The sequence below is a fragment of the Kutzneria viridogrisea DSM 43870 genome (assembly GCF_000525635.1).
Lineage (GTDB): Bacteria > Actinomycetota > Actinomycetes > Mycobacteriales > Pseudonocardiaceae > Kutzneria > Kutzneria viridogrisea.
The window spans coordinates 346567-372043 of record NZ_CP007155.1 but is presented as its reverse complement, the minus strand read 5'-3'; the positions used below and the strand labels follow the sequence as shown (position 1 = coordinate 372043).

The following is a 25477-nucleotide window of genomic DNA, read 5'->3' as shown; positions in this document are numbered from 1 at the left end:
GGGGCACCCAGGTGCTCCGAACGGTATCGCCGGGGGCCCGTCCGCCGACGATGCCGGGGAGAGCCGCCGCGCCCGCAGTGGACGCCCAGCCGGAGGTGTTCGCAGACCGATGCCCACTCACCTCGACACCAGCGTCCGCCCCCGGCGCAGCGGTCGGCTGCGCCACTTCCTGCTGCCCACCCTGGTCGCGGCCGTGGCCGTGGCCGGGGTGGTCGTGGCCAACGCCGCGAACTCGGTGCGCTGCTCCGGGCAGGTCCCGTTGCGGGTGGCCGTGGCCCCGGCGGTGCAGCCGGTGGCCCAGGCCGTCGCCGACGGCTTCGAGCAGGAGCAGAACGCCGTCAACGGGCTGTGCGTGCGGGTGAAGGTGGTCGCGGAGGGCTCCGCCGACGTGGTGCAGGCGCTGCCGACCAGGCCGATCGACCCGCCCGCGCTGTGGATCCCGGACTCCTCGCTGTGGGTGTCCACCGCCACCGAGGCCGATCGCAGGGACCAGGCCGGTGCACCCCAGCTCGCCCAGCACGAGTCGCTGGCCTCCTCCCCGCTGGTGGTGGTCGCCTCCCCGCCGCGCGCCGCCCAGCTGGGCCTGCCGCGCTCCCCCGTGAGCTGGCAGCGGTTCACCGACGGCAGCATCCCGGCGGTGATCACCGACCCGCTGGTGAACACCGAGGGCGTGGCGACGCTGGCGGTGGCCCAGAGCATGACCCCGGGCGCCGCGGCGGGCGTGCCCCCGCAGGCACTGATCGCGGTGCTGCTGCGGCTGCGCGGCGGCGCCCTGGACGGGGTGTCCAACGGCTTCGACGCGGTCCGCTCGAACCCGGACGCGGCCCCGGTGTTCACCGCGACGGAGCAGTCGGTGGTCTCGTTCAACGTGGGCGCGGGCGGCACCAAGGCGGTCGCGGTGTACCCGGTGGAGGGCACCGTGCTGTTCGACTACCCGGTGGTGCGGGTGACCACCGGCAGCGAGCCCTCGGGCACCGAGCAGGCGGCCGCGGCCTTCGAGAAGGAGCTGCGCTCGGCACGGGCGATGGGGCTGTTCAGCGCGGCGGGGTTCCGCGACCCGCAGGGCACCGCCTCGGCCACCTGGGGCGGCAAGGACGGGGTCAGCGCGGCCACGCCCACCCTGCGGCCCGCCCCGAACGGCACGCAGGTCAGCGGGGTACTGCGGGCCTGGAACGTGATCCACCTGGACGGCCGGACCCTGGCCGTGGTGGACGTGTCCGGCTCGATGTCGGCCACGCTGCCGGACGGGCGGAGCCGGATCCAGGTGGCCCGGGACGGGGCGCTGGCCGGCATGTCCCTGATGCCGGATTCGACCTACGTGGGGCTGTGGGCGTTCTCGATCCAGCAGGCGCCGCCCAACGACTGGGCCGAACTGGTGCCGCTGGGCCCGCTCGGCGGCAAGGCGGGGCAGATCAGCCAGCGGGTCGCACTGCAACAGGCGGCGGCCAGCCTGCCCGGACGGGTGCGCGGCGGCACCGCGCTGTACGACACCGCCTTCGCGGCCTACGAGACCCTGCGGGACGGCTACGACCCGTCGAAGGTCAACACCGAGGTGCTGATCACCGACGGGCGCAACGAGAAGAACGGCGGGCTGGACCTGGCCGGCCTGCTGCGGACCCTGCGCACGCAGGCCGACCCGAGCCGTCCCGTGCAGATCATCGGGATCGGGCTGGGGCCGGACGCGGACATGGACGCCCTGCAACAGATCGCCACGGCCACCGGCGGCAAGGCGTACCAGGCCGGTGACGCGGCGGCGTTCCGCAGCGTGCTGTTCGACGCGCTCAGCCGCAGGCCGTGCGCGACGAACAACTGCTGATCAGCTCGAGTAGACGGCCGGGTCCAGGGTGCCGATGTAGGGCAGGTCCCGGTAGCGCTCGCCGTAGTCCAGGCCGTAGCCGACGACGAACTCGTTGGGGATGTCGAAGCCCACGTAGCGGACCGGCACCTCGACCTTGACCGCGTCGGGCTTGCGCAGCAGGGCGCAGACCTCCAGCGACTTCGGCTTGCGCGAGGCCAGGTTCTTGAGCAGCCAGGACAGGGTGAGCCCGGAGTCGATGATGTCCTCGACGATCAGGACGTCCCGCCCGGCGATGTCCCGGTCCAGATCCTTGAGGATGCGCACGACCCCGGAGGAGGAGGTCGAGGACCCGTAGGAGCTGACCGCCATGAACTCCAACTGGACCGGAACGGGCAGGGCCCGCGCCAGGTCGGTCATGAACATCACAGCGCCCTTGAGCACGCCGACCAGCAAGAGGTCCGAGCCCGCGTCGCGGTAGTCCTCGGCGACCTGCTTGGCGAGTTCGGCGGTCTTGTCGCTGATCTGCTGCTCGGTGATCAACACGGAGGCGATATCGCCCTCGTACACGGGCAGCTTCCCCTCTTCCGGCCTGGGTGCGGCGCCAGGTCATGACTCCGCTCGGTCTAGCCCCAGCCTGCCATGCGCGCGCCCCGCCACCAAGCCGCCACGGAGCCGCACGCCGCCCTGACCTCGCCAGTTGCCGACCAGCTCGTCGACTTCACGCAACTGGGCGTCGGTGAGGTCGGTCACACCCTGATCCGTCAGCCAGGAGCGCACCGCCCTCCGGCGCAGCGCCGCTGGTTCCGCCGCGAGCACCGCCGCGTCCAGGGTTGCGCCGTTCAACGCACGCCCGAGCAGGTCGGCCGCCAGCGCGTCCAGCGCGTCGTTGTCCTCACGCAACTGCGCCGCCGTGCGCGCCAACGCGTCCGCGACCCCGCCCCGCAGCACGTCCTCCAGCAGCGGCAACGCCTCGTGCCGCAGCCGCACCCTGGTGAAGGCCGGGTCCGTGTTGTGCGGGTCCTGCCAGGGCGTCAGGCCCAGCGCCGCACACGCCCGCACCGTCGTCGCCCTGGAGACCGCCAGCAGCGGACGGGCCCACGGCGGGTCCAGTGGTCGCATGCCCGCGATCGACCTCGGCCCCGAGCCGCGCCCGAGCCCGAGCAGCACCGTTTCCGCCTGGTCGTCACGGGTGTGCCCGAGCAGCACCCAGGTGCCCGGCGTCCGCGCACCCCGCAGCGCCGCGTACCTCGCCCTGCGCGCCGCCGCCTCCACACCGCCCGGGCCGGTCACCTCCGTGGTGAGCACGCGCACCTCGTCCAGCCCCAGCCCGCGCAACTGGTCGGCCGCCCGCCCCGCGACCTGGTCCGACCCCGGTTGCAGCCCGTGGTCCACCACCAGGCCCAGCACCCTCAGGTCCAGCCGCCTCGACACGTGCCGGGCCGCCGCCGCCAGCGCCAGCGAGTCCGCACCCCCGGACACCGCCACCGCCACCTCACCCGTGGCCCCAGCCCCCGTGAGCAGCCTGCGCACCGCCGTCCGCACCTGCGAGACCGCTTCGTCCGGCTGCCCCACGGCACGGCCTTCCTCAGTCCAGCCCCCACCCTCTCCGGGGGGCGACCCCAGTTCAAGTCTATCCGCCGGGCACCCACCAGACCCGCACGGCGGCGCATCTGTGGACAGCTGGGGCGCCTGTGGACAAGTCAGCGCGGCGGGGCGAGTTTGCGCAGTTCAGAGCGTGTCAAGAGTAGGTTGGGCCGTGTCATGAAGGTGCCCTTCGCGACGCCCAACGTCGCGAAGGGCACCTTCATGACACCAGCACCAGCACCTCAGCCCAGCACGCGGCGCAGCCACAGGTCCGGGTCGGCGATCTCGGCGCGGGTCGGCAGGGTCTCGGGGCGGTCCCAGACGTGGTTGAAGCCGGCCATGCCAGCGGCGTCCACGACGTGCCCGGTGAACGCGGCACCCTCGGCGTACTGGCGGACCTTGGCCTCCACACCGAGCACGGCGCGCAGCACGCGGTCGAGCAGGCCACCGCCCTTGCGGCGGGCGGAGAACCGGTTGCGCAGGGTGACCACGGAGGGCACGACGGCGGGGCCGACGGCGTCCATCACGTGGTCGGCGTGCCCCTCCAGCAGTGTGGACAGGGCGATCAGCCGGTCCAGCACGGCGCGCTGCTCGGGCGACTGGATGAGCTCGATCAGGGCGACCGGGCTGGCGTCGGCGGAGCTGATGCCACGCAGCCGGTCCTTGGCGGCGCGCACCATGTCGGGGATCCGGTTGGCGGCGCCGATGGCGCTGTCGTCCACGGCGGAGAGCAGGTTGCCGACCTGCTCGGAGAAGTAGCCGCGCAGCCAGGGCACGGCGGTGAACTGCAAGCGGTGCGTGGACTCGTGCAGGCACACCCACATGCTGAAGTCGGTGGCGGGCACGTCCATGGCGCGCTGCGCGGCGACGATGTTGGGCGCGACCAGCACCAGTCGGCCGCCCTCCCCGCCGAAGGGGTCGTACTGGCCGAGCACGCGAGTGCTCAGGTAGGCGAGCACCATGCCCGCCTGCACCCCGGAGGTGCCGGACACGACGGCGGCCAGCGGGCGGGGCAGGGAGGAGGGCAGGGCGTTCTCGGTGAGCACGGACAGGCCCTCGCAGGCGGCCTGCACCCAGCCGCGCCGGTCGACGACCTGACCGTCCAGCAGGGGCAGGTCCTGGCCCAGTCCGGTGACCTCGCGCACGTGCTGCTCGGCGGCGCGGGAGAGCACCCGGAGCTCGCGCACGGCGGCCTCCGCCTCCTCGCGGGGCACTGAGGGCCCGGAGCGGATCAGGCGTTGCGCCGTGGACGCGGCCACCCCCCAGTCGACGGGGGACGGCGTGCCACCGGAGGGCAGGGCGCTGGCTGCGTTTCCCGTGTTCACCCCATCGACGCTACCGGCAGGTGGCGCCGATGGGCAGAAGCCGCACTAGTGACAGCCGCATCCGCGCAGGGTCGCCGCCAGCACGTCCAGTGCCGCCCGTCCGCTGTCGATGTTCGAGCCGTTGGACATCAGCGCGAACACCAGCACCCTGCCCTCGGTGTCGAGCACGACCCCGGCCAGGGTGTTGACGCCGGACAGGGTGCCGGTCTTGGCCCGCACCAGGCCCTTGCCCGCGACCGAGTTGGCGTCCTTGTAGCGGGACGCCAACGTGCCGGTACCCCCGGCGACGGGCAGGCCGTTGAGCAGCGGGCGCAGCTTGGCGGTGCGCGGGTCCCCGCCGTCCGGACCCGCCGCGACGGTCAGGATGGAACTGAGCAGCTTCGAGGTCACCCGGTCGTTGGTGGACAGCCCGCTGCCGTCGACCATCGTCACGCCGGTCAGGTCGAACTTGTTGTCCCGCAACACCTTCAGCACGGCCTGGCTGCCCGAGGAGAAGGAGGCCGGGTCACCCGCGGAGCGGGCCACCTCACGGCCGACCGCCTCGGCGAGCACGTTGTCGGAGATCTCCAGCAGGTTGTCGACCAGGTCGGTGAGCGGGGCGGAGCTGACCGAGCCGAGCACCGCGGACCCGCTGGGCGCGCTGCCCTTGGCCGACTGGGCCGGGTCGGCGCCCAGCCGCTTGGCGAGCTCCTTCGCGGCGTCCAGGTCGGGGGTGGGGGTGCGCGGCGGGTCCTGCTCGGTGGGCTTGCTGCGGCCACCGTCGAGCATCACCGGGGAGATCGGGGACCACGAGCCCCCGGCGATGTCGTTGCTGTCCCAGCCGGGGGCCATGCCGTCCCCGGTGTACCGGCTGGTGTCGACCAGCACCTTGCGCACGGGTCCGCCCGCGGCCTTGCGCACCTGAGCCACCAGGTCGTCCAGGTGGGCGGCACCGGGGTAGACCGACTCCTTGCCCACGGGCAGTGAGGACAGCGTGGGGTCGCCGCCGCCGACCAGCACCACGGTGCCCGGCTCCGACCCGGCGACCACGGTGGTGGTGAACCGGGTCTGCGGGTCCAGGCTGAGCAGTGCGGCGGAGGTGGTGAGCAGCTTGCCCGCCGAGGCGGGGGTCAGCGGGGTCCCGGAGTTGCTGTCCCACAGGGTGCTGCCGGTGGTGGGGTCGACCACGCTGCCGGTGAGCGTGCCCAGTGCCGGGGACGAGGCCGGACCGGCCAGCGCCGCCTTGACCCCGTCCGAGGTGGGGGCCGTGCCCGTGGTGGCGGGTCGCAGCTGCGGGGTGGGCGCCAATGGGGCGGGCGGCGGGACGGTGGTGGTGCTGGGGCCGCCGAGGCCGAGCGCGGTGAGCACGGTGGGACCGCCGAACACGGCGCCCGCGCCGAGCGCGACCACGGCGACCAGCGCGAACCCGAGCAGCACCAGCTTGCGGCCACCGCGGCGTTGCGCGGGCACCTCGACCTCGGGCTGCTCCTCGTGGTGCTCGTCCTCGGCCGGGGCCTCGCGGGGCGGCGGGGGCAGCTGGGGCGGGGGCTGCGGCACGTTCTCGTCCACCTGCGGGGCACCCGCCGCGGGCCAGGGCCGCGCCGGGCGGGGCACCCGCACACGCACCGTGGGCGGGTCCGTGGCCTCCATCGCGGGCATCTGCACGGTGGGCGGGTCCTGCCGGGCGCGGTCGTTGTTCACCGGCATCTTGGTGGTGTGCTCGCTGGGCAGCCGCAGGGTCGGCGGATCGGCGGGCACGACCACCGCGGGCTGGGTCGGCGGGTCCGCGGGCGGCGGCACCGCGGGGCGGGGCAGCTGCTCGGTGAGGTTCACCGGTTCGGAGGATGCCGGTTCGGCAGTGGGCCATCCGGGTGCCGAGTCGTCCCCGTCGGCGGTCGGCCAGCCCTGATTCTCCCCCTGACCAGCGGGAACGCCCTCGTCAGGTGACGAGGTCGGCCATCCCGACGTCGGCTGGCCTGGTCCGGCCACGAGTTCCTCCTCACAGCGGTCCGCGCCGAACACGGACCAAACTCACACTGCTCAGCGGCCACTTCGATACCGACGCCGCACACCTCGTGGTCCACACTAGTGGCGTAACCGGAGTGTCGAGTTGCGCGCGAGGTGCGCGCACGAAGAGGCGAAACGAGCGAGGACTGTGGAGTTCGACGTCACCATCGAGATCCCCAAGGGCGTGCGCAACAAGTACGAGGTGGACCACAAGACGGGGCGCATCCGCCTGGACCGCACCTTGTTCACCGCCACCCAGTACCCCGCCGACTACGGGTTCGTGGACGACACCCTTGGCGAGGACGGGGACCCGCTGGACGCACTCGTGCTGGTGCAGGAGCCGACCTTCCCGGGCTGCCTGATCCGCGCGCGGGCCATCGGCATGTTCCGCATGACCGACGAGAAGGGCGGCGACGACAAGCTGCTCTGCGTGCCCGCCGAGGACCCCCGGTCGGAGCACCTGCGTGACATCCACCACCTCAACGAGTTCCACAAGCTGGAGATCCAGCACTTCTTCGAGGTGTACAAGGACCTGGAGCCGGGCAAGAGCGTGGAGGGCGCGACCTGGGTCGGCCGCACCGACGCCGAGGCCGAGATCCAGCGCTCCTACAAGCGCTACACCGACGCGGTGGCCAACGGCGAGATGGAGCCGTTCGCCAAGCACTGAGCACGAGCGAAGGGCCCCTGCCGGATTCCGGCAGGGGCCCTCACGTTTCGGGTCAGCTCACTCCATGACGGGCATGAGCGTGCGCTCCTCGGCCTCCTCGTCGGCGGAGCGCTGCATGCCGGACTTGCTCGACAGCGGCACCTCCTTGAGGAACCAGACGAGCACGAACGCCACCGCGGTCACCACGCTGCCGACCACGAACACCAGGTCGATCGCCTGGGAGAAGCCCTCCAGGACCGGACGCGCCAGCCGGGCGTCCAGGTGCTCGATGAACTGGGTGTTCTCCAGGTCGATGCCCGTTCCCCCGCCGCCGTTGAGGCTCTTGAGGAAGCCGGCGTTGGCCGGGTCGGCGAGCACCTTCGGGTCGTGCGTGGCCGCCTGGAACTCCGGGGTCTTCGCCGCGTTGCCGAACGCCGTGCCGATCTTGTCCTGCACCACGCCGAACAGGATCGACAGCGAGATCGCGGTACCGGCCGTGCCGCCCATGGAGCGGAAGAACGTGGCCGAGGCGGTCGCCACGCCCATGTCCCTCGGCGCGACCACGTTCTGGATGGCCAGCACCAGGGTCTGCATGCACAGGCCAAGGCCGAAGCCCATCAGGCCCATGATCAGGCAGCAGACGAGCAGCCCGGTGTCCGGGGTCATCTGGCCGAACAGCAGCAGCGCGACGCCCATCGCCGCGGAGCCCACGATCGGCATGAACTTGTAGCGCCCGGTGCGGGCGATGACCTGGCCGGAGCCCAGCGAGGCGATCGTGATGCCCGCCATCAGCGGCAGGGTCAGCAGGCCCGCCGAGGTCGGCGTCTGGCCCTTCACGATCTGCAGGTACAGCGGCAGGGCCGCCAACCCGCCGAACATGCCCATGCCGACGATGAAGTTGAGCACGTTGGCCAGGCTGAACACCCCGTTGCGGAACATGCGCAGCGGCAGCAGTGCGGCGTCGCCCATCTTGTTCTCCACGAACAGGAAGGCGGCGATGCCCAGGCCACCGATCACGTACATCAGCACCGAGTCCGTCGAACCCCAGCCCCACTCGCGGCCCTGCTCGGCCACGATCAGCAGCGGCACGACACCGATGGTCAGGGTGAGCGCGCCGAAGTAGTCCACGCGCTGCTTGACCGGGGTGTGCGGCAGGTTGAGCACCCTGCTGACCACGGCCAGCGCGATGATGCCGATCGGCAGGTTCACCAGGAACACCCAGCGCCAGCCCTCGAAGCCGAGCAGGTTGTCCAGCCCCGCGAAGAAGCCGCCGACCACCGGTCCGGCCACACTGGACACACCGAACACGGCGAGGAAGTAGCCCTGGTACTTGCCCCGCTCACGCGGTGACACCATGTCGCCGACGATGGCGAAGGCCAGTGACATCAGGCCACCGGCGCCCAGGCCCTGCACCGCGCGGAACGCGGCCAGCTCGTACATCGAGGTGGAGATGCCGGACAGCACCGAGCCGACCAGGAAGATCGAGATCGCGGTGAGGTACATCGGCTTGCGCCCGACGATGTCGGACAGCTTGCCGTACAGCGGCGTGGAGATGGTCGAGGTGATCAGGTAGGCGGTGGTGGCCCACGCCTGGATGGTCTGACCGTGCAGCTGGTCGGCGATGGTGCGCATGGCTGAGGCGACGATGGTCTGATCCAACGCCGCGAGCAGCATGCCCAACATCAGTCCGGAGATCACCGAGATGATCTGCCGGTGCGTGAACCCGCCGACGCCAACGCCGGCCGCCACCGGCGTCGCGTTGCCAGCGGACTGTGACATCACTTCTCCCCTCGCGAGTCCACCTTGCCGGTGAACTCGGCAGTAAAGATTGGTAGGAAGCGCTCGTAGTCGCCGATGAACTGGGCGAACAGCGCGGCGAAGCGGGCACGGTCGGCATCGGGCCAGTAGCCGATCATCTCGGCGATGAGCTGGTTGCGGCGGCTGCGTTTGTCCTCCAGCAGCCGCACCCCCTGCTCGGTGGCCGCGAGCACCGTGGCCCTGCCGTCCTCCGTGTCGACCTTGCGCTCGACCAGGCCCTCCTTGACCAGCTGCGCCACTTGGCGGCTGACCGTGGACGGGTCTGCCCACACGGCCTCGGCCAGTGCGTTCGACCGCAGCGGCCCCTTCGCCACCAGGGTGACCAGGAGCATGAACGCGGACCGGTCCATGCCTCCCTTGCCCGCCTGTGCGGCCACGCAGGCGCTCAGCCGCTGCAGTCGGGCCAGTGCCATGCCGATGTCGTCCGCGGTGCGCAGATCGTCCTCGGTGACGGCGCTGGTCTCCCTGATCGGAGCTACCACCACACCCCCCTGTTGCTTGCGGCATCCAATTAGTTGCCGGATACAAGCATGCACTTCATGGAGGTCTCTTAGCAAACGAAATACTCTGTGACCCCGGTCGCAGTCAGCGCCTGCGCTCCGCCAGCGCCAGTACGAACCGCTGGAAGTGCGCCCCGAACTGGGACAACTCCTCGTCCGACCAGTCCTCGACCATCTCCGCGAACAGCCCCACCCTGGCCCTGCGCATCTTGGCGATGACCCGCTTGCCCGCCGGGGTCAGCTCCACCACGGCCGCCCGCGCGTCCTGCGGATCGATGCCGCGACGCACCAGGTCGAGCCGCTCCAACTGGGTCAGGTGCCGGCTGCCGGTGGTCGGCCCGATGCCCGCGGCCGCCGCGACCTCGGCGACCCGGGCCGAACCGAGGTCGGCGACCACGCTGAGCACCGGGTAGACCGCGTCGTCCAGATCCAGGCCGCCCGCGCGCAGCAGCTCCCCGTAGAGGTGAGCCCGGTTGGCGCGCTGCAACAACGCCGTCGCGGACTGCTCGATGGCCTGGAGCGCCTCGTCCCTGTTCGTCACGTGACCCAGAATACCTGCACCTTGCACGCATCTGTTTTTCGGATTAACGTGCGTGCTGCACGCACTTTTTCGAGGAGGAACCCCATGGACGCCAAGAAGTTCGTCGAGAACGCCATGCAGGACGTGCTGTTCGGCGGCATCGAGGATGTGGAGCAGGCAGTGGACACCTACTTCACCCAGGACTACGTCCAGCACACCGACGGGCACGTGCTCGACAGGGCCGCGTTCGCCGACCACGTGCGGCACCTGCGGGCACGCGGCCTCACCGAGGTCCAGGTGCAGGTGCAGGAGATCGCCGTCGAGGGCTCGACCGTGGCCGACGTGCACACCGTGCGCGGCACCAAGCCCGACGGCACGCCAGTCGAGGTCGAGGTCTACATGTTCACCCAGCTCAGGGATGGCAAGGCCGCCAGTATCCGCGAGCTGAGCAGGCTCATCACGGGCGCAGCGGAGGACAGTGATCTGGGTCACGCGCACTAGCTAAGTTACCGTCGAGTAGCATCGTTGCCATGAGCATCGACTACGCGCTGATCGGCGAGGGCATGAAGCAGGCCGTGCCGTGGGTCGGCACGAACGGGGTCCAGTTCGAGCACGTCAGCGGCGAGAAGGTCGTCGCGGTGCTGCCCGACGCCGCCCCGCAGCACAACCACGTCGGTGGCCCGCACGCCGCGATGATCTTCGGCATCGGCGAGACCGCCTCCGGCGCGGTGGTCATGGCCGCCTTCGCCGAGCAGCTGGGCCGGGCGGTGCCGCTGGTCGCCAACGCCGAGATCCGCTACAAGAAGGTCGCGCTCGGGGACCTGCGCGCCGAGGCGGTGCTGGGCAGGGCCGCCGAGGAGGTCATCGCCGAACTCGACGCGGGCCAGCGCCCCGAGTTCCCGGTGCACGTGACGATCTCCAACGCCGAGGGCGTGACCACCACCGAGCTGACCGTGGTGTGGACCCTGCGCCCCAACCGCTGAGCCGCCACGAAGGTGTCATTCAGCCCGTCCGACCTGGCGAATGACACCTTCATGGGGCCCGGGAACCCCCAGTTTGTCCACACCCGCCGAGTTGTCCACAAGTGGATCTCCAGCAAGATCAACCGGGCGCGAGGGCGGGTAGACTGGAACCGGGGTCGCCCCCCGAGGAGTGGTGGGGGACGCACGGGTTAGTCGGCCACCCGCACTCCCATGGAGCGGGCGGTGCCCGCGATGGTGCGCATGGCGGCGGCCAGGTCGGTGGTGTTCAGGTCGGACAGCTTGCGCTCGGCGATCAGCCGCAGTTGCTCCCGGCTCAGCTCGCCGGCATCGACCTGACCGGGCCGGGCCGATCCCTTGCCACCCAACGCCTTGCGGATCAGGAACGCCGTGGGCGGGGTCTTCAGCCGCAGCGTGAACGAGCGGTCCTCGTACACGGTGACGACCACCGGCACGATGTCCCCGCGCTGCCCGGCGGTGGCCTCGTCGTACCCGCGCTTGACCTCCCGCAGGTTCACGCCGGTCTGCCCCAGCATCTTGCCCAGGTCGGCGACCGGGGCCTCGCCCGCGGTCAGCTCCATGGTGACCTCGAAGGTCCTCTTCTTCTGCACAGCCATGGGCGGCGACGCTAGGGACTGACGCTACGTCAGACTCAAACCCGTTTACCGGTGACACCTGTCATGGCCGACAGCGGACGTACGACATGCCCTTGACGCACAACGGATTCCTAGCGTTGGGGCATGACGACGACCAAGCTCCCCGTCAGCGACCAGACCGAGGAGCGCAGGGCTGCCCTGCGCGGACTGCTGCCGCTGGTGGTCGACATCCTGCTGCCGCTGGGCGCCTACTACCTGCTGAGCAACCTGGGCGTGCCGACGATCTGGGCGCTGGCGCTGAGCGGGCTGATCCCGGCCGGGCGCACGATCTGGAGCTTCCTGCGCAACGGCGCACCGGACCGCCTGGCACTGGTGGTGCTGGTCTTCACGGTGGTCGGCATCCCGATCAGCCTGCTCACCGGCTCACCCCAGTTCATGCTCGCCAAGGAGTCGGTCGGCATCCTGCCCCTCGGGCTGCTGGTAATCGGGGCCGGGCTGCGCGGCAAGCCGATGATGGCGGCCGCGGTGAAGCCGTTCCTCGCGGGCAGCAGCGCGAAGGCCGCCGCCTGGGAGCACCTGCTGGCCACCTCCCCCGAGTTCCGCGGGCACCTCGTCACCGCCAGCACCGTCTGGGGCGTGGGCATGGTGCTGGAGTTCTTCGCCCGCCTCGCGGTGATCTACCTGCTGCCCTTCGACACTGCGGTGTGGGCGACCAACATCCCGCTGATCGCCATGATCGTGCTGTGCAACGTGGCGCAGCGGCCCGCGGTGGCGCGGGCCGCTGCGATGCTGGGACAGCACACCGCGTGACCGGCTCAGCTGACGACGCGGATCGTCCAGAAGTCGTCGGACAGATTCGCGTCGGTCAGGTACGCGTAGGGCATCGTGAAGTGGCCGTGCTGACCCCAGCCGGTGCCCCAGGAGTTGCGCACCAGGAAGCGCTGCTGGGAGTCGTCGTAGCCGACCGCGAGCACGGCGTGCCCGCCGAGCACCGACTCCTTCGCGGCGGGCATCGGCACCACCCCGGTCTTCGCGACCTCGCTGCTCTCGAAGCTTGAGTAGACGGTGAACCCGAACACGAACGGGAACCCGGCCGCCAGGCAACCGCGGAACTGGTCGAGGGTGCGGGGCACCCGCTGGTAGGAGGTGGCCCTGTTCTGCAACGCGTGCTGGTAACAGGAGTCCGAGGGCTTGGTCACCTCCCGTGAACCAGCCGGGAAGTGGCCGCTGGCATCGGCCTGCACGGCCTCGTACGGCCACTCCGATTCGGCGCAAACCCCTTGTTTGGCAACGCTCTTGACCCCGTCACGGATCATCGCCCCGGAGTCGGTGCCCACGGTGCCCTCGATGGCCCGCTCGTTGTAGTAGATGAACAGCCGGGAGGGCATCAGGTCGGGCAGTTGCTGTTTGCGCACCGCGAACTGGAAGGCCCCGCCGATGGCGTTGGCCGTGCAACTGCCGATCGGGCCCTGGTCGTAGCTGTCGGGCAGCACCGAACGCAGGTCCGTGCTGGCGGGCAGGTTGGCCACCGCGGCGTGCGGGGCGGCGTAGACGTGGTCGCGGGCGTCGGGCAGGTCGGGCACCCAGCCATAACGCGCCTTGCTCCTGGGTGTGGGACTGGTCATGTCGGATCCCCTCGTCAACCCGCCGAGACATCGACGGGTGCTTCTGATAAGAGCATCGGCAGCGGGACCTGATACGAAAATGCTCCATTCGAGGGGCAGTAACGACTAGCGAGCTCGGTGCGATGTGTCGTGTACCCGAGGCAGGGCAATCGTCACACAGTGCGAGGCGCGCATGTCCGATCCGCATTTCCCAGGCACGTCTCCCACCGGCTTACCGCAGGCCGCAACCCCGTTGTTCCCTGGACCGGAGGTTTCACCGAAATCCAGTCGCGGAATTCTCACTTTCCTGCTCGGCGCCGCGTCCGGCGCGATTGTCGTCGGGCTGACCTGGGCGGCTTTCGCACTGCTCCCCGGGCTCACCACACCGCCCGCCGACAACTTCAGCCTCAAGGGCTCGCTGACGTTGACCAGTACCAGCCTGAGCGGGGTGAACTCGGGCTCGGAGTGCTACGGGACCGGTGGCTACAACGACATCGGCAAGGGCGCCGCCGTCACCGTCTACGGCGCGAGCGGCCAGGTCCTGGCGGTTGGTTCGCTGGTCAGCGGGCAGCAAGGCACCGGATCCCTCAGCTGCGTCTTCGCCTTCACGGTCCCCGATGTGCCGGTCGGCGAGAAGTTCTACCAGGTCGAGGTGTCGCATCGTGGCAAGGTCACCGTGCAGGCGGACCAGGCCAGGACCACCGGGGTGTTCGTGACACTGGGCAACTAGCCCGATCACCGAGAATCAACAACTCTCCCCTAGTCGACCCATTCCCAGATTGAATTATGCCGGGCAGTTCGCGTTCAACCGTTCGTCGCTGTCCAGCGACCGGTCGCCGCTGCGAGCAGCGAACACGGCGCCATTCCATGATCACCTAGGCATCATGTCCGGCATCGGGCGATCGCCGCCCGAATGCGATCAAGAAGCCGGGCGCGCCCGGGATGTGCCTGTCGCCGTCACCGCATTACGAGGGTGACTCGGGTGGCGACCGGTCCGTGTTTTCCCATGCCTGGATCGGGCAGGACTGGCGTCGGGGGTCGCCGCAGTGGCAGAACAACGGAACGAGACCGGGGGCGGTGTGAACGGGGTGCACGCCCCGGTTACCGGGCCGGTGGTGCAGGCCGGGGTCATCTCCGGCGGGGTGTGCCTGCACCACGACCGGCACCACACCCCCGTGCCCAGGCAGCTGCCCGCCGCGCCGAGGGCCTTCACCGGGCGGCTGGCCGAGCTGTCGGAGCTGACCGGGGCGGTGGACCGTGCCGAGGAGGACGGTTCGCAGGTGATCTCCGCGATCGCCGGCGGCACCGGGGTGGGCAAGACCTGGCTGGCCCTGCACTGGGCGCACGCCCACCGCGACCGGTTCCCGGACGGGCAGCTGTTCGTCGACCTGTGCGGCTTCTCCCCCGGTGGCAGGCCGAAGTCGCCGGGCGAGGTGGTGCGCGGTTTCCTTGACGCGCTGGGGGTTCAGCCCGAACGCGTGCCCGCCGACCCCGACTCGCAGATCGGCCTGTACCGCAGCCTGGTCGCCGAACGGCGAATGCTGGTCCTGTTGGACAACGCGCTGGACGCCACCCAGATCACCCCGCTGTTGCCGGGCAGTGCGGCCTGCACAGTGCTGGTGACCAGCCAGCACCACCTGCCCGCACTGCGCATGCACGGCGCGCACCTGCTGCGCCTGCCGCTGCTGCCCGAGCACGAGGCCCGAGAGCTGCTCGTCGGCCAGCTCGGCGCGGACCGGGTCGACACCGAACCCGAGGCGGTCACCGACCTGCTGCACTACTGCGCCGGTTTGCCGCGCGCGGTGGGCATCGTGGCCGCACGCGCCGCCGACCGCCCGGACCTGCCGCTGGCACTGCTGGCCGAGGAACTGCGCGACGCCTCCGCCCGGCTGGACGCCTTCGACGCCGGGGACATCCCGACGAGCCTGCGCACCGTGTTCTCCTGCTCGTACCACGCGCTCACCCCCGAGGCCGCCGAGGTGTTCCGGCTGCTGGGCCTCGCGCCCGGACCCGACATCGGGTTGGCCGCCGCGGCCTCGCTCGCCGCCCTGTCCACGGCACGCACCCGAGCCCTGCTGCGCACGCTGGAGGTCGCCCACCTGGTGCGCCAGCACCAACCCGGCCGGTACCAGGTGCATGACCTGGTGCGGTTGTTCGCGTGGGAGCAGGCGCAGTTGCCGGAGCACCGGCGGTCCCGTGAGCAGGGCCTGCTCCGCCTGCTGGACTTCTACCTGCACACGGCGCACCAAGCGGACCGGCTGCTGGACCCGGACTGCCAGCGCGTCGTGCTCGAACCGCCCGCCCCGGGCTGTGTGCCGCTGGTGTTCGGGTCACGGCAGGCCGCGCTGGAGTGGTTCGGCCGGGAGCACGCCAACCTGATCGCCGCGCAGCAGATCGCGCACGGCAACGGGCTGCACACCCATGTCTGGCAGATCGCCTGGGCGATGCACGCCTTCCACTGGTGGTGCGGGCACCTGCACGACGACCTCAGCGTGTGGCGGCTCGCCCTCGCCGCCGCCGACCACCTCGGCGAACCGCCCGCGCTGGCCCTGGCCAACCAGATGCTGGCCAACGCGTGCTCCCGGCTGGGCATGCACGAGCACGCGCTGGAACACGTGTCGCAGGCGCTGGCGATCGCCGAATGGCACTGCGATCTCAACTACCGCGCGGCCACGCACCACTGCGCCGCCGGGGTGCTGGCGCGGTGCGGCACCGTGCAGCAGGCACTGGGGCACGCCATGGAATCGCTGCGGCTGTACCGGTCGCTGAGCCACCCCGTGCGCCAGGCCTGGGCACTGGCCATGATCGGTGCCTTCAACTCACAGCTCGGCGCGGACGAAGCTGCGGAGTCGGCCTGCCAGGACGCGCTGGCGCTGTTCTCCGAGCACGGGCACCGCACGGGCGAGGCCGCCACGCTGCACCACCTGGGACGGCACGCCCAACGGCTGGGGCGTCCGCGCATCGCGCTGCACCACTACGAGCGGTCCGCCGAACTGGCCCGGGTACTGGGCACCACCTACGCCCAGGCCGACACGCTGGCCAGCATCGGACGCATCCGCCTGACCTTGGCGGAGCTCGGCCCTGCCCGGTCCGCGCTGGTCGAGGCGATGCGGCTGTACCGGTCGCAGCACCGCACGGCGGAGGCCGACCGTGTGCAGCAACTACTTGCCGGGTTCTAGTTCGTGGCCGCCTTCAGCGTCGCGCTCGCGATGATCCCCGCGCGCACCACGTACGAGCCCTGGAAGTACAGCACCGTGCCGCCGCGCTGCCGTGCCGTCAGGTGCAGGTACACCGTCTCCCCGGACACCGCGGTGATCGTCACCGAGTCCTGGTCCGTGCCGTCGAACCCGGCCGCGAACTGCTCGTAGGACTTGCCCAGGTTGCTGCCGCCCAGGTTCCACGCCGCCCGGTAGTCGCGCTTGTTGATCGCGTCGTAGTAGCGCTGTACCACCTGCCCCGGATCGTTCGACACCGTCGAACTCGTCGTCGTCGGCGGGGTGGTGGTGGTCGTCGTGGTCCTCGTGGTGGGTTCCGTCGTGCTGACGGTGGTTTCGGCGACCACCGGCGACTGCGCCACCGGCGTACCCGATTCCCCGCCGCGCAGCAGCAGGAACGCCGTCACCCCGATCAGGAGCAGCACGACCCCTGCCGCCGCGACCAGGCGCCAGTCCAGTTCTCGTTGCCGGACAACGGGTTGGCCGCACCAGATGCAGAACTGCTGCGTCCTGTCCGCCAGGTCGCGCCCGCAGCGCCTGCACCTGCTCACCCCAACACCTGCTTCCCGCCCCGGATGACCACCCCACTATTCGCCCCAGCCCCGCCTTCCCGTTACCGCGCCCCCGGAATTCGCAAGATGGGAAACGGATGGGACCGCGCCCGCGACTGTCCTGGCATCAGTGAGGAGCAGTCATGATGCAACCTAACCCAGTACCGCTCTACCCCGTCCCGCCGCAGGCAGCGCTACCCCGAAACGGCCTGTGCACCGCCGCGCTCACCACCGGTCTGATCGGCGCCCTGCTCGCGATCGTCCCCCTGCTGATGGTGTGGGCGAGCATCCCGCTCGGCGTGCTCGGCCTGGTGTTCGGCCTGGTCGGGATCGGGCGGGTGCGGCGCGGGCAGGCGGATCGTCTCGGGTTCGCCATCGCGGGACTCGTGCTGGGGGTCCTCGCATTGGTGCTGAGCACCCTGTGGATCGCCGCCTTGGCCGCCAGCACGTCTACCAAGCCCGCAGCCTCGCCCACCACCGCACCGGTCGCCGCGGTCGCACCAGCCACGAGCAGTGCCGCACCCACGACCACTACCGCGACGCCTACTGGCCCAGCGACCAGCTTCGGCCCCGGCGTGCACGTAGTCGGCACGGACATCCTCCCCGGCACGTACCGGACGGCTGGCCCCACGGACGGCGCACTGCCCATCTGCTATTGGGCGCGGGAGAAGGACACCTCGGGCGAATTCAGTTCGATCATCGCCAATGACAACGCGAAGGGGCCCACCACGGTCACCATCGCCGCCACCGACGGCGCCTTCAAGACCTCCGGCTGCCAGCAATGGACCAAGGTCAACTGACCCGAGTCCCATCCCAGGGAAGTGCCGCCACCAGCCCCACCGGGAGGTGCAGGAAGACCGCCCGTCTACAGGGGGCCGTAGCGCTGGCCGCCCGTCCGAGCGGGCAGTAGGCGCTGGACCCCCACGCCCGAAGGGCCGTGGGCACTGACACACACCCAACAGGGGCAGGCGCTAGCCGCCCACCCGAGGGGGCCGTGGGGGCCCCGCCCTCACACGGGGACCTGGAGCGAACTCATCCCCACCCACCCGGGGCCGTGGGGGCAGCGCCCCCACACCGGGGGGCGTGGGGGGTCGTCCCCCCACAACAAACAGCGAAAAACCCCCGTCTGCGCTTTCCGCAGACAGGGGTCCTCCAGGTCTGGAGCCGCCTGTCGGAATCGAACCGACGACCTGCTCATTACGAGTGAGCTGCTCTGGCCGACTGAGCTAAGGCGGCGTTGGTTCCCACTATAGCGGTACGCACCGGGCCGTCACCCCACCGGCCCCCTGGTCGTTAGGAGGTACGTGACGCCGGTCTCAGGCTCACGACCGCCCGGAGGAGGACATCGCTGATGCGCAGACGCCCGCCGACCGCCCTGGCCCTGCCAGCAGCAGCCGCGCTGCTCGCGCTCTGCGCAACGCCTGCTTTCGCGGTGCCGACGACCACGCCGGTGCCCAGCCCCGTGAACCCGGGGCAGCCGCCTGCCTCGGCGGCGCTCGGCCCGCAGCCGCTGGGCCACGCGGTGGGTGACGCGGGTGGCGGTTTGGCGGTGATCCGGCTGCTGCCGAACTCGCAGCCCACCGGCTCGATCCTGCCGGACCTGTCCAAGGATCTGCCCAAGCAGCCGCTGGCCGAGGCGGGTTTCGGCCTGTCCAGCGCGCAGGCCAACACCGAGGCGTACCTGGCCTATGAGCGGGCGATCGCGCAGGCCTCGCCGATGGGTTTCGCGGTGGGCGGCAACGCCCCGCAGACCCCGGGCGCCCTGGCTCAGACGGCGCTGCCGGACAACCCGCAGGCCACCACGGGCGGCTTGAACCCGCCGTCGACCCCGCTGGACGCGCTGCTCAAGGTGGGCCTGCTCAACGGCAGCGTGCACGCCCGCTGGAGCGACACGCTGGGTCCCTGCGTGGACACGATCGCCGACGCGCAGACCTCGCTGGCGAGTCTGTCGGTGCTCAACGCGATCCCTTCGCTGCCGAGCAAGCCGGACCTGACCGGTCTGATCAACCCGAGCTCCAAGCTGGACGCGAACACCGCGGGCGAGGTGGTGAACTCGCTGAAGTCGATGTCCGCGCCGTTGAGCCAGCTGGGCGGGCTGCTCTCCGGCAAGCAGACCGAGGACGGCAAGGGCTCGCTGCTCAGCCTGCCGAACACGCTGAGCTCGCGCTCGGTGGTGAAGCTGGTCGACATCCCGGGTTCGAGGAACAAGGCCGTGCAGTCCACCTCCACCTTGCAGGTGGCCAGCGTGAAGATCCTCGCGGGCACCCCGATGGAGATCGACATCAACGTGGTCAGCCAGCCCACCCTTCAGGTGACCTCGGGCGGTGACGAGAAGAGCTCCTCGGTGGCCTACACGGCGCCGGTGTTGCAGGTGGTGCAGGGCGGCAAGACCCTGGGCACGCTGGACGCGGCCAACCCGAAGCTGGACGTGCCGGTGGGCGTGCCGCTGCCGGGCGCCGACCAGCTCGGCAAGCTGCCGATCATCGGTCAGCTGCTGCCGAACGGCTCGGCCATCCCGGACGGGTTCAAGAAGATCGACATCGGCGTGTTGCGGTTGCAGATCGCCGAGCTGGACAAGAAGTCCCAGGCGCTGACCGGCCAGCCCTTCGCCGGGTACCAGGTCGGGGCCACGGCGCGGCTGCTGGACCTGCAACTGCTGCCCACCGACGCGCTGGGGCTGCCGAACCTGCCCTCCGCGCTGGCCCAGGTGACCCTGGGTGAGCAGGTGGCCCGCGCCGCCGCGCCGACCGGCGGCGTGGAGTGCGGCTCCACTCCCGGCCCCGGCGGCTCGACCACGGCGGCCCCGCCCGCCCCGCAGGGCTCGCCCCCGCTGGCCTACACAAACGCCGCGTACGACACGATCCCGCTGTTCTGGACGGGCACGGCCTTCCTGCTGGCCGGTGTGGTCGTGGTCGCCGCGCTGCCGTACCGCAGGGCCAAGCGGCCCACCAAGCAGTGAGCCGTGGGGCCGCGCCCAGCTCGGCGCGGCCCCGCCCGCCTCACAGGTCGAGTGCCTTCTCGACCTGGTCCGGGCGCAGCACCCGGAGCAGGCCCTCCATCAGGTAGTAGTCCCCGTACGGCAAGGAGATCTCCACGCCGTCCTCGCTGGGGCGGTTGCGCGTGCCGCGGGCCAGCACGGCCTCGGCCCGCGTGGACCGGGTCGTCAGGCAGGTGCGGCACAGGGCGTCCAGGATGCGCAGCGCCGTGGTCCGGTACCGGGCGATCCCGGTGGCCCTGGCCAGGTCGAGCAGCCCGCACGCGGTGATCGCGCCCGCCGAGGAGTCCTTGATGTCGTTGGGCGCCAACGGTGACCGGTAGTCCCAGACCGGTACGCCGTCGGCGTCGAGGTGGTCCAGCGCCCAGTCGGCGACCTCGCGGGCGGTGCTCAGGAACTCGGCGCGACCGGTGCGGTGGTGCATGCGCGTGTAGCCGTAGATCGCCCAGGACTGACCGCGCGACCAGCAGGAGGTCGGGCTGTAGCCCTGCACGGTGTTCTGGCCGATCGGGGCACCGGTGGCCGGGTCGAAGTCGAACACGTGGCAGGTCGACCCGTCGGGGCGCACCAGGTGGGCGGCCGTGTTCTGCGCGTGCGCCACGGCGATGTCCACGTACTTGCGGTCGCCGGTGGCCTGGCTGGCGAAGCAGAGCAGGTCCAGGTTCATCATCGTGTCCACGATGACCCGGCCCGCCCGGTCGTCGGTGCCGAGCTTGCCCCAGGCGCGGATGAACCTGCCCGCCGGGTTGTACCGCTTGATCAGTGAGTCGGCGGCCGTGACCGCGCCGTCGCGCCAGGAGCTGTCCCCGGTGAGCCGCCACGCGGTGACCCAGGACGGGCTGAACAGGAAGCCCAGGTCGTGGTCCCCGGTGTCGGTCCGTCTCGGGGCGAGTCGCAGCGCGGATTCCTGTGCCAGCGCGCGGAACTTGTCCTCACCGCTGTCCAGGTAGGCCATCCACAGCAGACCGGGCCAGAAGCCGCCGACCCAGCCGCCGCCCGCGTCGAAGGTCCACTTCTCGAACTTCGTGCCCTGTGGGAAGGACGTGACCGTGGGTGCGACGGCACGCAGCTTGGCCACGGCGTAGTCCAGCGCCTGCCGGTACGAGGCGGGAGCGGGGGCGGCCGAGGCCAGTCCCGGTGCGGCCAGCGCCGCGGCGGCCGTTCCGGCGAACAGGGTGCGACGGGAGAGCGAGGTCATCAGGGCACCATCCAGCCGAGGATCGGGGTTGACTGCAGGTAGACGAGCACGCACATGACCAGCAACAGCAGCAGGCTCCAGCCGAAGACGCGGCGGAACAGCACGCCCTCGCTGCCGACCAGGCCGACCGCGGCGGTGCCGATGGCCAGGTTCTGCGGCGAGATCATCTTCGCCATGACCCCGCCGGAGCTGTTGGCCGCGCCGAACAGGATCGGGGAGGCGCCCAACTGGTGGGCGGCGGCGAACTGGGAGCCGCCGAGCAGGGTGTTGGAGCCGACGTCGGTACCGGTGATCGTCACGCCGAACCAGCCGACCACCGGGGACAGGAAGGCGAAGAACGCGCCGGTGCCCGCGAGCCAGTAGCCCAGGGTGCCGATCTGGCCCGACAGGTTCATCACGTAGGACAGGGCGAACACGGCGAGGATGGCCAGGATCGCCCAGCCGAACTGCCGCACGGTCCGCCCGTAGATGCGGATCGCGGCGCCGAGCCCGACGCGCAGCACCAGCAGCGAGATCAGCCCGGACAGCAGCAGCAACGTGCCGGTCGCGCCGAAGAAGTTCAGCGTGTAGCTGGTGTCCACCGGCTTGCCGTTCGCCCCGGTGATCGACAGCCCCGGCCAGGCGAACTTCCACACCACGGAGTTGAGGGCCGTCTTCACCGCCGGGATCTGCGCCACCGAGAAGACCACCACGATGATCGCGTACGGGCTGAAGGCCGTGAGCACCTCGCGGTGGCCGAGCCCCGACTTGCTCGCCGAGGGCCGCCAGACCCGGACCAGCAGCAGCACCGCGCCCGCCGAGACGATGGCCGCGATGATGTCGCAGAGCTGGTAGGACACGTAGCTGGAGACCAGGAACTGGGTGAGGCCGAAGCTCAGGCCCGCGGTCAGCGCGGCGGGCCACACCTCGCGCAGGCCGCGGCGCCCGTCGGCGATGAACACCAGCACGAAGGGCACCAGCGCGGCCAGGATCGACACCTGGCGTCCGGCCATCGCGCCGAACTGCTCCACCGGCAGGCCGCTGATCGGGCCGAGGGCGGTGATCGGGTTGCCCAGTCCGCCGAAGGCCACCGGCGCGGTGTCCGCGACCAGGGTCAGCGCGGCGGCCTTGAGCGGGTCGACGCCCAGCGCGATCAGCATGACCGAGCAGATGGCCACCGGTCCGCCGCCGCCCGCGAGGGCCTCCAGCAGTGCACCGAAGGAGAACGCGATGACGATGGCCTGGATGCGCGAGTCCTCGCTGACCGAGCTGAACGCGCGGCGCAGCACCTCGAAGTGCCCGCTGCGCACGGTCAGGTTGTAGATCCAGATCGCGTTGAAGGTGATCCACAGGACCAGCAGCACGCTGTTGGCCATGCCGTACGTGCCCGCGTCCAGCGCGGAGCCCAGCGGCATGCCGAAACCGAGCACGGCGATGGCCAGCGCGATGACCAGTGCGGTCAGCCCGGCCCAGTGCGCCTTCCAGCGCAGGCCGCCGAGCAGCACCAGCACCGCGAACAGCGGGATCAGTGCGAGCAGGGCCGAAGCCGTCAGCGACCCGGCGGGGTCGAGCGACTGTCTGAACAAGGTGGCACCGCCTTTCTCCCGTGCGGGAGCCCTGACCCCGGCCCGGCGGCGGTATCGGTCCGGGGGTTGTTCCATGGAACGGAACGTAGTTCCATGGACGGCGGTCATCGTGTCATTCCGGAACGCCGAGCGCCAGGGGGTTGCCCATGCAGGTCCGGCACCAGACGCACCCGTCGCAGGTCAGCGGCCTCGACACCGCAGCGCTGCGTGATCACTACCTGGTCGAGGACCTGTTCCGCGCCGGGGAGGTGCGCACGGTCTACACCCACGCCGACCGGATCGTGCTCGGCGGCGCCGCCCCGGTGCCCGGCACGCCGCTGCCGCTGGCCGTCGAGGCGGAGCTGCGGTCCACCTCGTTCTGCGAGCGCCGCGAGCTGGCCGTGGTGGCCGTGCGCGGGTCGGGCCGGGTCGTGGTGGACGGCGAGTCGTACGAACTCGGTCTGCGCGACTGCCTGTACGTGGGCCGCGGTGCCGTGGACGTCGTGTTCCACGCCGAGGAGGACCAGACCCACTTCTACCTGTTCTCCACTCCCGCGCACGCCAACTTCCCGACCACGGTGGCCCGGTTCGCCGAGGTGGACGTGGTGCGGCTCGGCGAGCAGTCGACCGCCAACGTGCGGGAGATCCGCAAGTTCGTGCACCTGGACGGCATCGGGTCCAGCCAGCTCGTGCTGGGCATGACCACGTTGGCCGAGGGCAGCGTGTGGAACACCATGCCCCCGCACACCCATGACCGGCGCACTGAGTGCTACCTGTACTTCGACCTGCCCGAACAGCACCGGGTCGTGCACCTGCTGGGCGAGCCGGAGCAGACCCGGCACGTGGTGCTGTCCAACGAGCAGGCGGTGATCTCGCCGAGCTGGTCGATCCACAGCGGGGCGGGCACCCACTCCTACTCGTTCGTCTGGGCGATGGCCGGGGAGAACCAGGCTTATGACGACATGGACCCGGTCGACGTGACGGACCTGCGCTGATGTTCCGCCTCGACGGCCGCACCGCGCTGGTCACCGGCGCCCGTACCGGCATCGGCCGTGCCATCGCGATCGGCCTCGCCCAGGCCGGTGCCGACCTCGTGCTGCTCGGCCACGGCGGGGACTTCTCCGAGGTGGTCCACGCCGTCGGCGGCAGGGCCGAGCTGATCACCGTCGACCTCACCGATCCCGCTGCCGCCGCGCAGGCCGTTGCCGAACTCGCCGCTCGCCGTCAGATCGACGTGCTCGTCAACAACGCCGGGATCATCCACCGCGAACCCGCCGCCCAGGTCGGGCTCGCCGACTGGCAGCGCGTGCTCGCCGTGAACCTGGACTCGGTTTTCGCGCTGTGCCAGGCCGTCGGCGCCCAGATGCTGCCCCGTGGCGCGGGCAAGATCGTGAACATCGCCTCGCTGCTGAGCTTCCAGGGCGGCATCAACGTCAGCGGCTACACCGCGAGCAAGCACGCCGTCACCGGGCTGACCAAGGCGCTGGCCACCGAGTGGGCCCCGCACGGCATCCAGGTCAACGCCATCGCTCCCGGCTACATCCAGACCAACAACACCGCTGCGCTGCAAGCGGATCCGGACCGCGAACCGGCCATCCGCGGGCGGATCCCCGCCGGGCGCTGGGGCAGGCCGGAGGACCTCGTCGGGGCCGCGGTCTTCCTGTGCTCGCCCGCCTCGGACTACGTCAACGGGCATGTGCTCGTGGTCGATGGTGGCTGGATGGCCCGTTGAGCGAGGGGGCCGTCGAGAAGGCGCTCGTGGTACTGGAGGCGCTGGCCGAGCACTCCAGGATCACCGAGCTGGCGCGCGTGACCGGGCTGCCCAAGTCCACCGTGCACCGACTGCTGCGCACCCTCATCGAGCAGGGTTTCGCCGTGGCCACCGGCGAGAGCGACTACCGGATCGGCCCGAAGGTGCTGGTGCTGGCCGGGAACGTGTTGCAGCCCGCCGACTCCGTGGAACGCGCCCGTCCCGTGCTGACCCGCTTGCAGGCCAGCACCGGCTGCGCCGTGCACTTCGCGATGCTGCTCGGCGAGGAACTCGTCTACGTGGACAAGGTCGAGTCCGGCAAGCCGTACCGGATGACCTCCCGGATCGGCGGCACGCTTCCCTTGCACAGCACAGCGATCGGCAAGTCCGTTCTGTCCACACGGGACACATCCACTGTGGACACCACTCGCTGGACCCAGTACACCATCACCGATCCCGACCGGCTGCGCGCCCAACTCGCGCGGGTGCGCAGCTGCGGGTTCGCCGTGGACGACCAGGAGAACGAGCTCGGCGTGCGCTGCGTCGGCGCTGCCGTGCGCAACCACAACGGCATGGTCATCGGCGGCATCAGCGTGTCCACGCTCGCACTCGAGCACACCGTCGCCGAACTCATCGCGCTCGGCCCGCACGTGGTGCGCGCCGCCAACGACATCTCCGCCGCCCTCGGCCACCAGCGCTGACCGCCCCTACCTGGTAACAATCCCCCGCCACTCCCTGGGGGGCGTCCCCGTCACCAGTCTACCGCCCACCCCCGACACCTGATCTTGCTCAAGATCCACATGTGGACAACTCGCCGCCTGTGGACAACGCGTCCGCGAAGATCAACTTCGAGAGGGGTGGGCGCGG

At 70.8% G+C, this 25477-nt stretch carries 24 protein-coding genes and 1 tRNA gene; 12 read left to right on the top strand and 13 right to left on the bottom strand.

What is annotated here, in order from left to right:
- Nucleotides 1–109: 109 nt before the first annotated feature.
- On the top strand, nucleotides 110–1816 hold the full coding sequence (locus KALB_RS01835) for a substrate-binding domain-containing protein (RefSeq protein WP_025354019.1): 1707 nt from the start codon (nucleotides 110–112) through the stop codon (nucleotides 1814–1816).
- On the opposite strand, the gene hpt is transcribed toward KALB_RS01835, so the two are convergent.
- The 4 genes from hpt to dacB form a co-directional block, all read right to left on the bottom strand.
- Complete coding sequence (gene hpt, locus KALB_RS01830; RefSeq protein ID WP_025354018.1) at nucleotides 1817–2365, bottom strand: hypoxanthine phosphoribosyltransferase; 549 nt, start codon at nucleotides 2363–2365, stop codon at nucleotides 1817–1819.
- A 39-nt stretch (nucleotides 2366–2404) separates the two neighbouring features.
- Nucleotides 2405–3370 (bottom strand): tRNA lysidine(34) synthetase TilS, encoded by a 966-nt coding sequence (gene tilS, locus KALB_RS01825; protein ID WP_025354017.1) that lies wholly within the window; start codon nucleotides 3368–3370, stop codon nucleotides 2405–2407.
- A 254-nt stretch (nucleotides 3371–3624) separates the two neighbouring features.
- Complete coding sequence (locus KALB_RS01820) at nucleotides 3625–4707, bottom strand: zinc-dependent metalloprotease (protein WP_025354016.1); 1083 nt, start codon at nucleotides 4705–4707, stop codon at nucleotides 3625–3627.
- A gap of 45 nt (nucleotides 4708–4752) precedes the next feature.
- Nucleotides 4753–6519, bottom strand: a complete 1767-nt coding sequence (gene dacB / locus KALB_RS01815; RefSeq protein WP_025354015.1) for a D-alanyl-D-alanine carboxypeptidase/D-alanyl-D-alanine endopeptidase — start codon at nucleotides 6517–6519, stop codon at nucleotides 4753–4755.
- A 322-nt stretch (nucleotides 6520–6841) separates the two neighbouring features.
- On the opposite strand from dacB, the gene KALB_RS01810 reads away from it, so the two are divergent.
- Nucleotides 6842–7360, top strand: coding sequence for an inorganic diphosphatase (locus KALB_RS01810; protein WP_025354014.1), 519 nt, complete (start codon nucleotides 6842–6844; stop codon nucleotides 7358–7360).
- A 57-nt stretch (nucleotides 7361–7417) separates the two neighbouring features.
- Here the strand turns inward: KALB_RS01810 and KALB_RS01805 are convergent, their stop codons facing one another.
- The 3 genes from KALB_RS01805 to KALB_RS47410 form a co-directional block, all read right to left on the bottom strand.
- Complete coding sequence (locus KALB_RS01805) at nucleotides 7418–9118, bottom strand: MDR family MFS transporter (protein ID WP_025354013.1); 1701 nt, start codon at nucleotides 9116–9118, stop codon at nucleotides 7418–7420.
- Entirely contained in the window at nucleotides 9118–9639 is a 522-nt protein-coding gene (locus tag KALB_RS01800; RefSeq protein ID WP_025354012.1) for a MarR family winged helix-turn-helix transcriptional regulator, read from the bottom strand. The genes KALB_RS01805 and KALB_RS01800 overlap by 1 nt, the downstream gene beginning before the upstream one ends.
- Nucleotides 9640–9742: 103 nt before the next feature.
- Nucleotides 9743–10198 (bottom strand): MarR family winged helix-turn-helix transcriptional regulator, encoded by a 456-nt coding sequence (locus KALB_RS47410; protein ID WP_025354011.1) that lies wholly within the window; start codon nucleotides 10196–10198, stop codon nucleotides 9743–9745.
- Nucleotides 10199–10282: 84 nt separating this feature from the next.
- Here KALB_RS47410 and KALB_RS01790 point away from each other — a divergent pair, with 84 nt between their 5' ends.
- Nucleotides 10283–10678 carry a nuclear transport factor 2 family protein gene (locus KALB_RS01790; RefSeq protein ID WP_025354010.1) on the top strand — a complete coding sequence of 132 codons (396 nt, stop codon included), beginning with the start codon at nucleotides 10283–10285 and terminating at the stop codon, nucleotides 10676–10678.
- Nucleotides 10679–10707: 29 nt separating this feature from the next.
- Nucleotides 10708–11160, top strand: a complete 453-nt coding sequence (locus KALB_RS01785; RefSeq protein ID WP_025354009.1) for a DUF4442 domain-containing protein — start codon at nucleotides 10708–10710, stop codon at nucleotides 11158–11160.
- Between the two features lie 188 nt (nucleotides 11161–11348).
- Here the strand turns inward: KALB_RS01785 and KALB_RS01780 are convergent, their stop codons facing one another.
- Nucleotides 11349–11774, bottom strand: a complete 426-nt coding sequence (locus KALB_RS01780) for an uL11 family ribosomal protein (RefSeq protein ID WP_025354008.1) — start codon at nucleotides 11772–11774, stop codon at nucleotides 11349–11351.
- A gap of 123 nt (nucleotides 11775–11897) precedes the next feature.
- Between KALB_RS01780 and KALB_RS01775 the strand changes: the two genes are divergently transcribed.
- On the top strand, nucleotides 11898–12563 hold the full coding sequence (locus KALB_RS01775; protein WP_025354007.1) for a VC0807 family protein: 666 nt from the start codon (nucleotides 11898–11900) through the stop codon (nucleotides 12561–12563).
- Nucleotides 12564–12568: 5 nt separating this feature from the next.
- Here KALB_RS01775 and KALB_RS01770 read toward each other — a convergent pair whose 3' ends face one another.
- Nucleotides 12569–13378, bottom strand: a complete 810-nt coding sequence (locus KALB_RS01770; RefSeq protein ID WP_025354006.1) for a C1 family peptidase — start codon at nucleotides 13376–13378, stop codon at nucleotides 12569–12571.
- A gap of 172 nt (nucleotides 13379–13550) precedes the next feature.
- On the opposite strand from KALB_RS01770, the gene KALB_RS48405 reads away from it, so the two are divergent.
- Nucleotides 13551–14087, top strand: coding sequence for a hypothetical protein (locus KALB_RS48405; RefSeq protein ID WP_201771878.1), 537 nt, complete (start codon nucleotides 13551–13553; stop codon nucleotides 14085–14087).
- A gap of 316 nt (nucleotides 14088–14403) precedes the next feature.
- Nucleotides 14404–16536, top strand: coding sequence for an ATP-binding protein (locus tag KALB_RS01760; protein ID WP_148309321.1), 2133 nt, complete (start codon nucleotides 14404–14406; stop codon nucleotides 16534–16536).
- On the opposite strand, the gene KALB_RS43560 is transcribed toward KALB_RS01760, so the two are convergent.
- Complete coding sequence (locus KALB_RS43560) at nucleotides 16533–17123, bottom strand: hypothetical protein (protein WP_025354003.1); 591 nt, start codon at nucleotides 17121–17123, stop codon at nucleotides 16533–16535. The genes KALB_RS01760 and KALB_RS43560 overlap by 4 nt on opposite strands.
- Before the next feature lie 143 nt (nucleotides 17124–17266).
- Between KALB_RS43560 and KALB_RS43555 the strand changes: the two genes are divergently transcribed.
- Nucleotides 17267–17923, top strand: a complete 657-nt coding sequence (locus KALB_RS43555; protein ID WP_025354002.1) for an Rv1352/Rv1906c domain-containing protein — start codon at nucleotides 17267–17269, stop codon at nucleotides 17921–17923.
- A 359-nt stretch (nucleotides 17924–18282) separates the two neighbouring features.
- On the opposite strand, the gene KALB_RS01745 is transcribed toward KALB_RS43555, so the two are convergent.
- Nucleotides 18283–18359, bottom strand: a tRNA-Thr gene (locus KALB_RS01745).
- 115 nt (nucleotides 18360–18474) lie between these two features.
- Between KALB_RS01745 and KALB_RS01740 the strand changes: the two genes are divergently transcribed.
- Nucleotides 18475–20082 carry a hypothetical protein gene (locus KALB_RS01740; protein ID WP_030111164.1) on the top strand — a complete coding sequence of 536 codons (1608 nt, stop codon included), beginning with the start codon at nucleotides 18475–18477 and terminating at the stop codon, nucleotides 20080–20082.
- Nucleotides 20083–20122: 40 nt separating this feature from the next.
- On the opposite strand, the gene KALB_RS01735 is transcribed toward KALB_RS01740, so the two are convergent.
- Both KALB_RS01735 and KALB_RS01730 read right to left on the bottom strand, forming a co-directional pair.
- Nucleotides 20123–21316 (bottom strand): glycoside hydrolase family 88 protein, encoded by a 1194-nt coding sequence (locus tag KALB_RS01735; RefSeq protein WP_025354000.1) that lies wholly within the window; start codon nucleotides 21314–21316, stop codon nucleotides 20123–20125.
- Nucleotides 21316–22881 (bottom strand): L-lactate permease, encoded by a 1566-nt coding sequence (locus tag KALB_RS01730; protein ID WP_025353999.1) that lies wholly within the window; start codon nucleotides 22879–22881, stop codon nucleotides 21316–21318. The genes KALB_RS01735 and KALB_RS01730 overlap by 1 nt, the downstream gene beginning before the upstream one ends.
- Nucleotides 22882–23027: 146 nt before the next feature.
- Between KALB_RS01730 and kduI the strand changes: the two genes are divergently transcribed.
- The 3 genes from kduI to KALB_RS01715 are packed head-to-tail and all read left to right on the top strand — an operon-like array spanning nucleotide 23028 to nucleotide 25311.
- Nucleotides 23028–23855, top strand: coding sequence for a 5-dehydro-4-deoxy-D-glucuronate isomerase (gene kduI / locus KALB_RS01725; protein WP_025353998.1), 828 nt, complete (start codon nucleotides 23028–23030; stop codon nucleotides 23853–23855).
- On the top strand, nucleotides 23855–24592 hold the full coding sequence (locus tag KALB_RS01720) for an SDR family oxidoreductase (protein ID WP_025353997.1): 738 nt from the start codon (nucleotides 23855–23857) through the stop codon (nucleotides 24590–24592). The genes kduI and KALB_RS01720 overlap by 1 nt, the downstream gene beginning before the upstream one ends.
- Entirely contained in the window at nucleotides 24589–25311 is a 723-nt protein-coding gene (locus KALB_RS01715; protein ID WP_025353996.1) for an IclR family transcriptional regulator, read from the top strand. Before KALB_RS01720 ends, KALB_RS01715 begins: the two co-directional genes overlap by 4 nt.
- Nucleotides 25312–25477: the final 166 nt, after the last annotated feature.

Excerpts from the sequence above, each read along its gene's own strand:
- KALB_RS01835 (WP_025354019.1), top strand. The coding sequence starts at position 110 with ATGCCCACTCACCTCGACACCAGCGTCCGCCCCCGGCGCAGCGGTCGG.
- KALB_RS01805 (WP_025354013.1), bottom strand. The coding sequence starts at position 9,118 with ATGTCACAGTCCGCTGGCAACGCGACGCCGGTGGCGGCCGGCGTTGGC.
- KALB_RS01790 (WP_025354010.1), top strand. The coding sequence starts at position 10,283 with ATGGACGCCAAGAAGTTCGTCGAGAACGCCATGCAGGACGTGCTGTTC.
- KALB_RS01785 (WP_025354009.1), top strand. The coding sequence starts at position 10,708 with ATGAGCATCGACTACGCGCTGATCGGCGAGGGCATGAAGCAGGCCGTG.
- KALB_RS01780 (WP_025354008.1), bottom strand. The coding sequence starts at position 11,774 with ATGGCTGTGCAGAAGAAGAGGACCTTCGAGGTCACCATGGAGCTGACC.
- KALB_RS01775 (WP_025354007.1), top strand. The coding sequence starts at position 11,898 with ATGACGACGACCAAGCTCCCCGTCAGCGACCAGACCGAGGAGCGCAGG.
- KALB_RS01770 (WP_025354006.1), bottom strand. The coding sequence starts at position 13,378 with ATGACCAGTCCCACACCCAGGAGCAAGGCGCGTTATGGCTGGGTGCCC.
- KALB_RS48405 (WP_201771878.1), top strand. The coding sequence starts at position 13,551 with ATGTCCGATCCGCATTTCCCAGGCACGTCTCCCACCGGCTTACCGCAG.
- KALB_RS43555 (WP_025354002.1), top strand. The coding sequence starts at position 17,267 with ATGATGCAACCTAACCCAGTACCGCTCTACCCCGTCCCGCCGCAGGCA.
- KALB_RS01740 (WP_030111164.1), top strand. The coding sequence starts at position 18,475 with ATGCGCAGACGCCCGCCGACCGCCCTGGCCCTGCCAGCAGCAGCCGCG.
- KALB_RS01735 (WP_025354000.1), bottom strand. The coding sequence starts at position 21,316 with ATGACCTCGCTCTCCCGTCGCACCCTGTTCGCCGGAACGGCCGCCGCG.
- kduI (WP_025353998.1), top strand. The coding sequence starts at position 23,028 with ATGCAGGTCCGGCACCAGACGCACCCGTCGCAGGTCAGCGGCCTCGAC.
- KALB_RS01720 (WP_025353997.1), top strand. The coding sequence starts at position 23,855 with ATGTTCCGCCTCGACGGCCGCACCGCGCTGGTCACCGGCGCCCGTACC.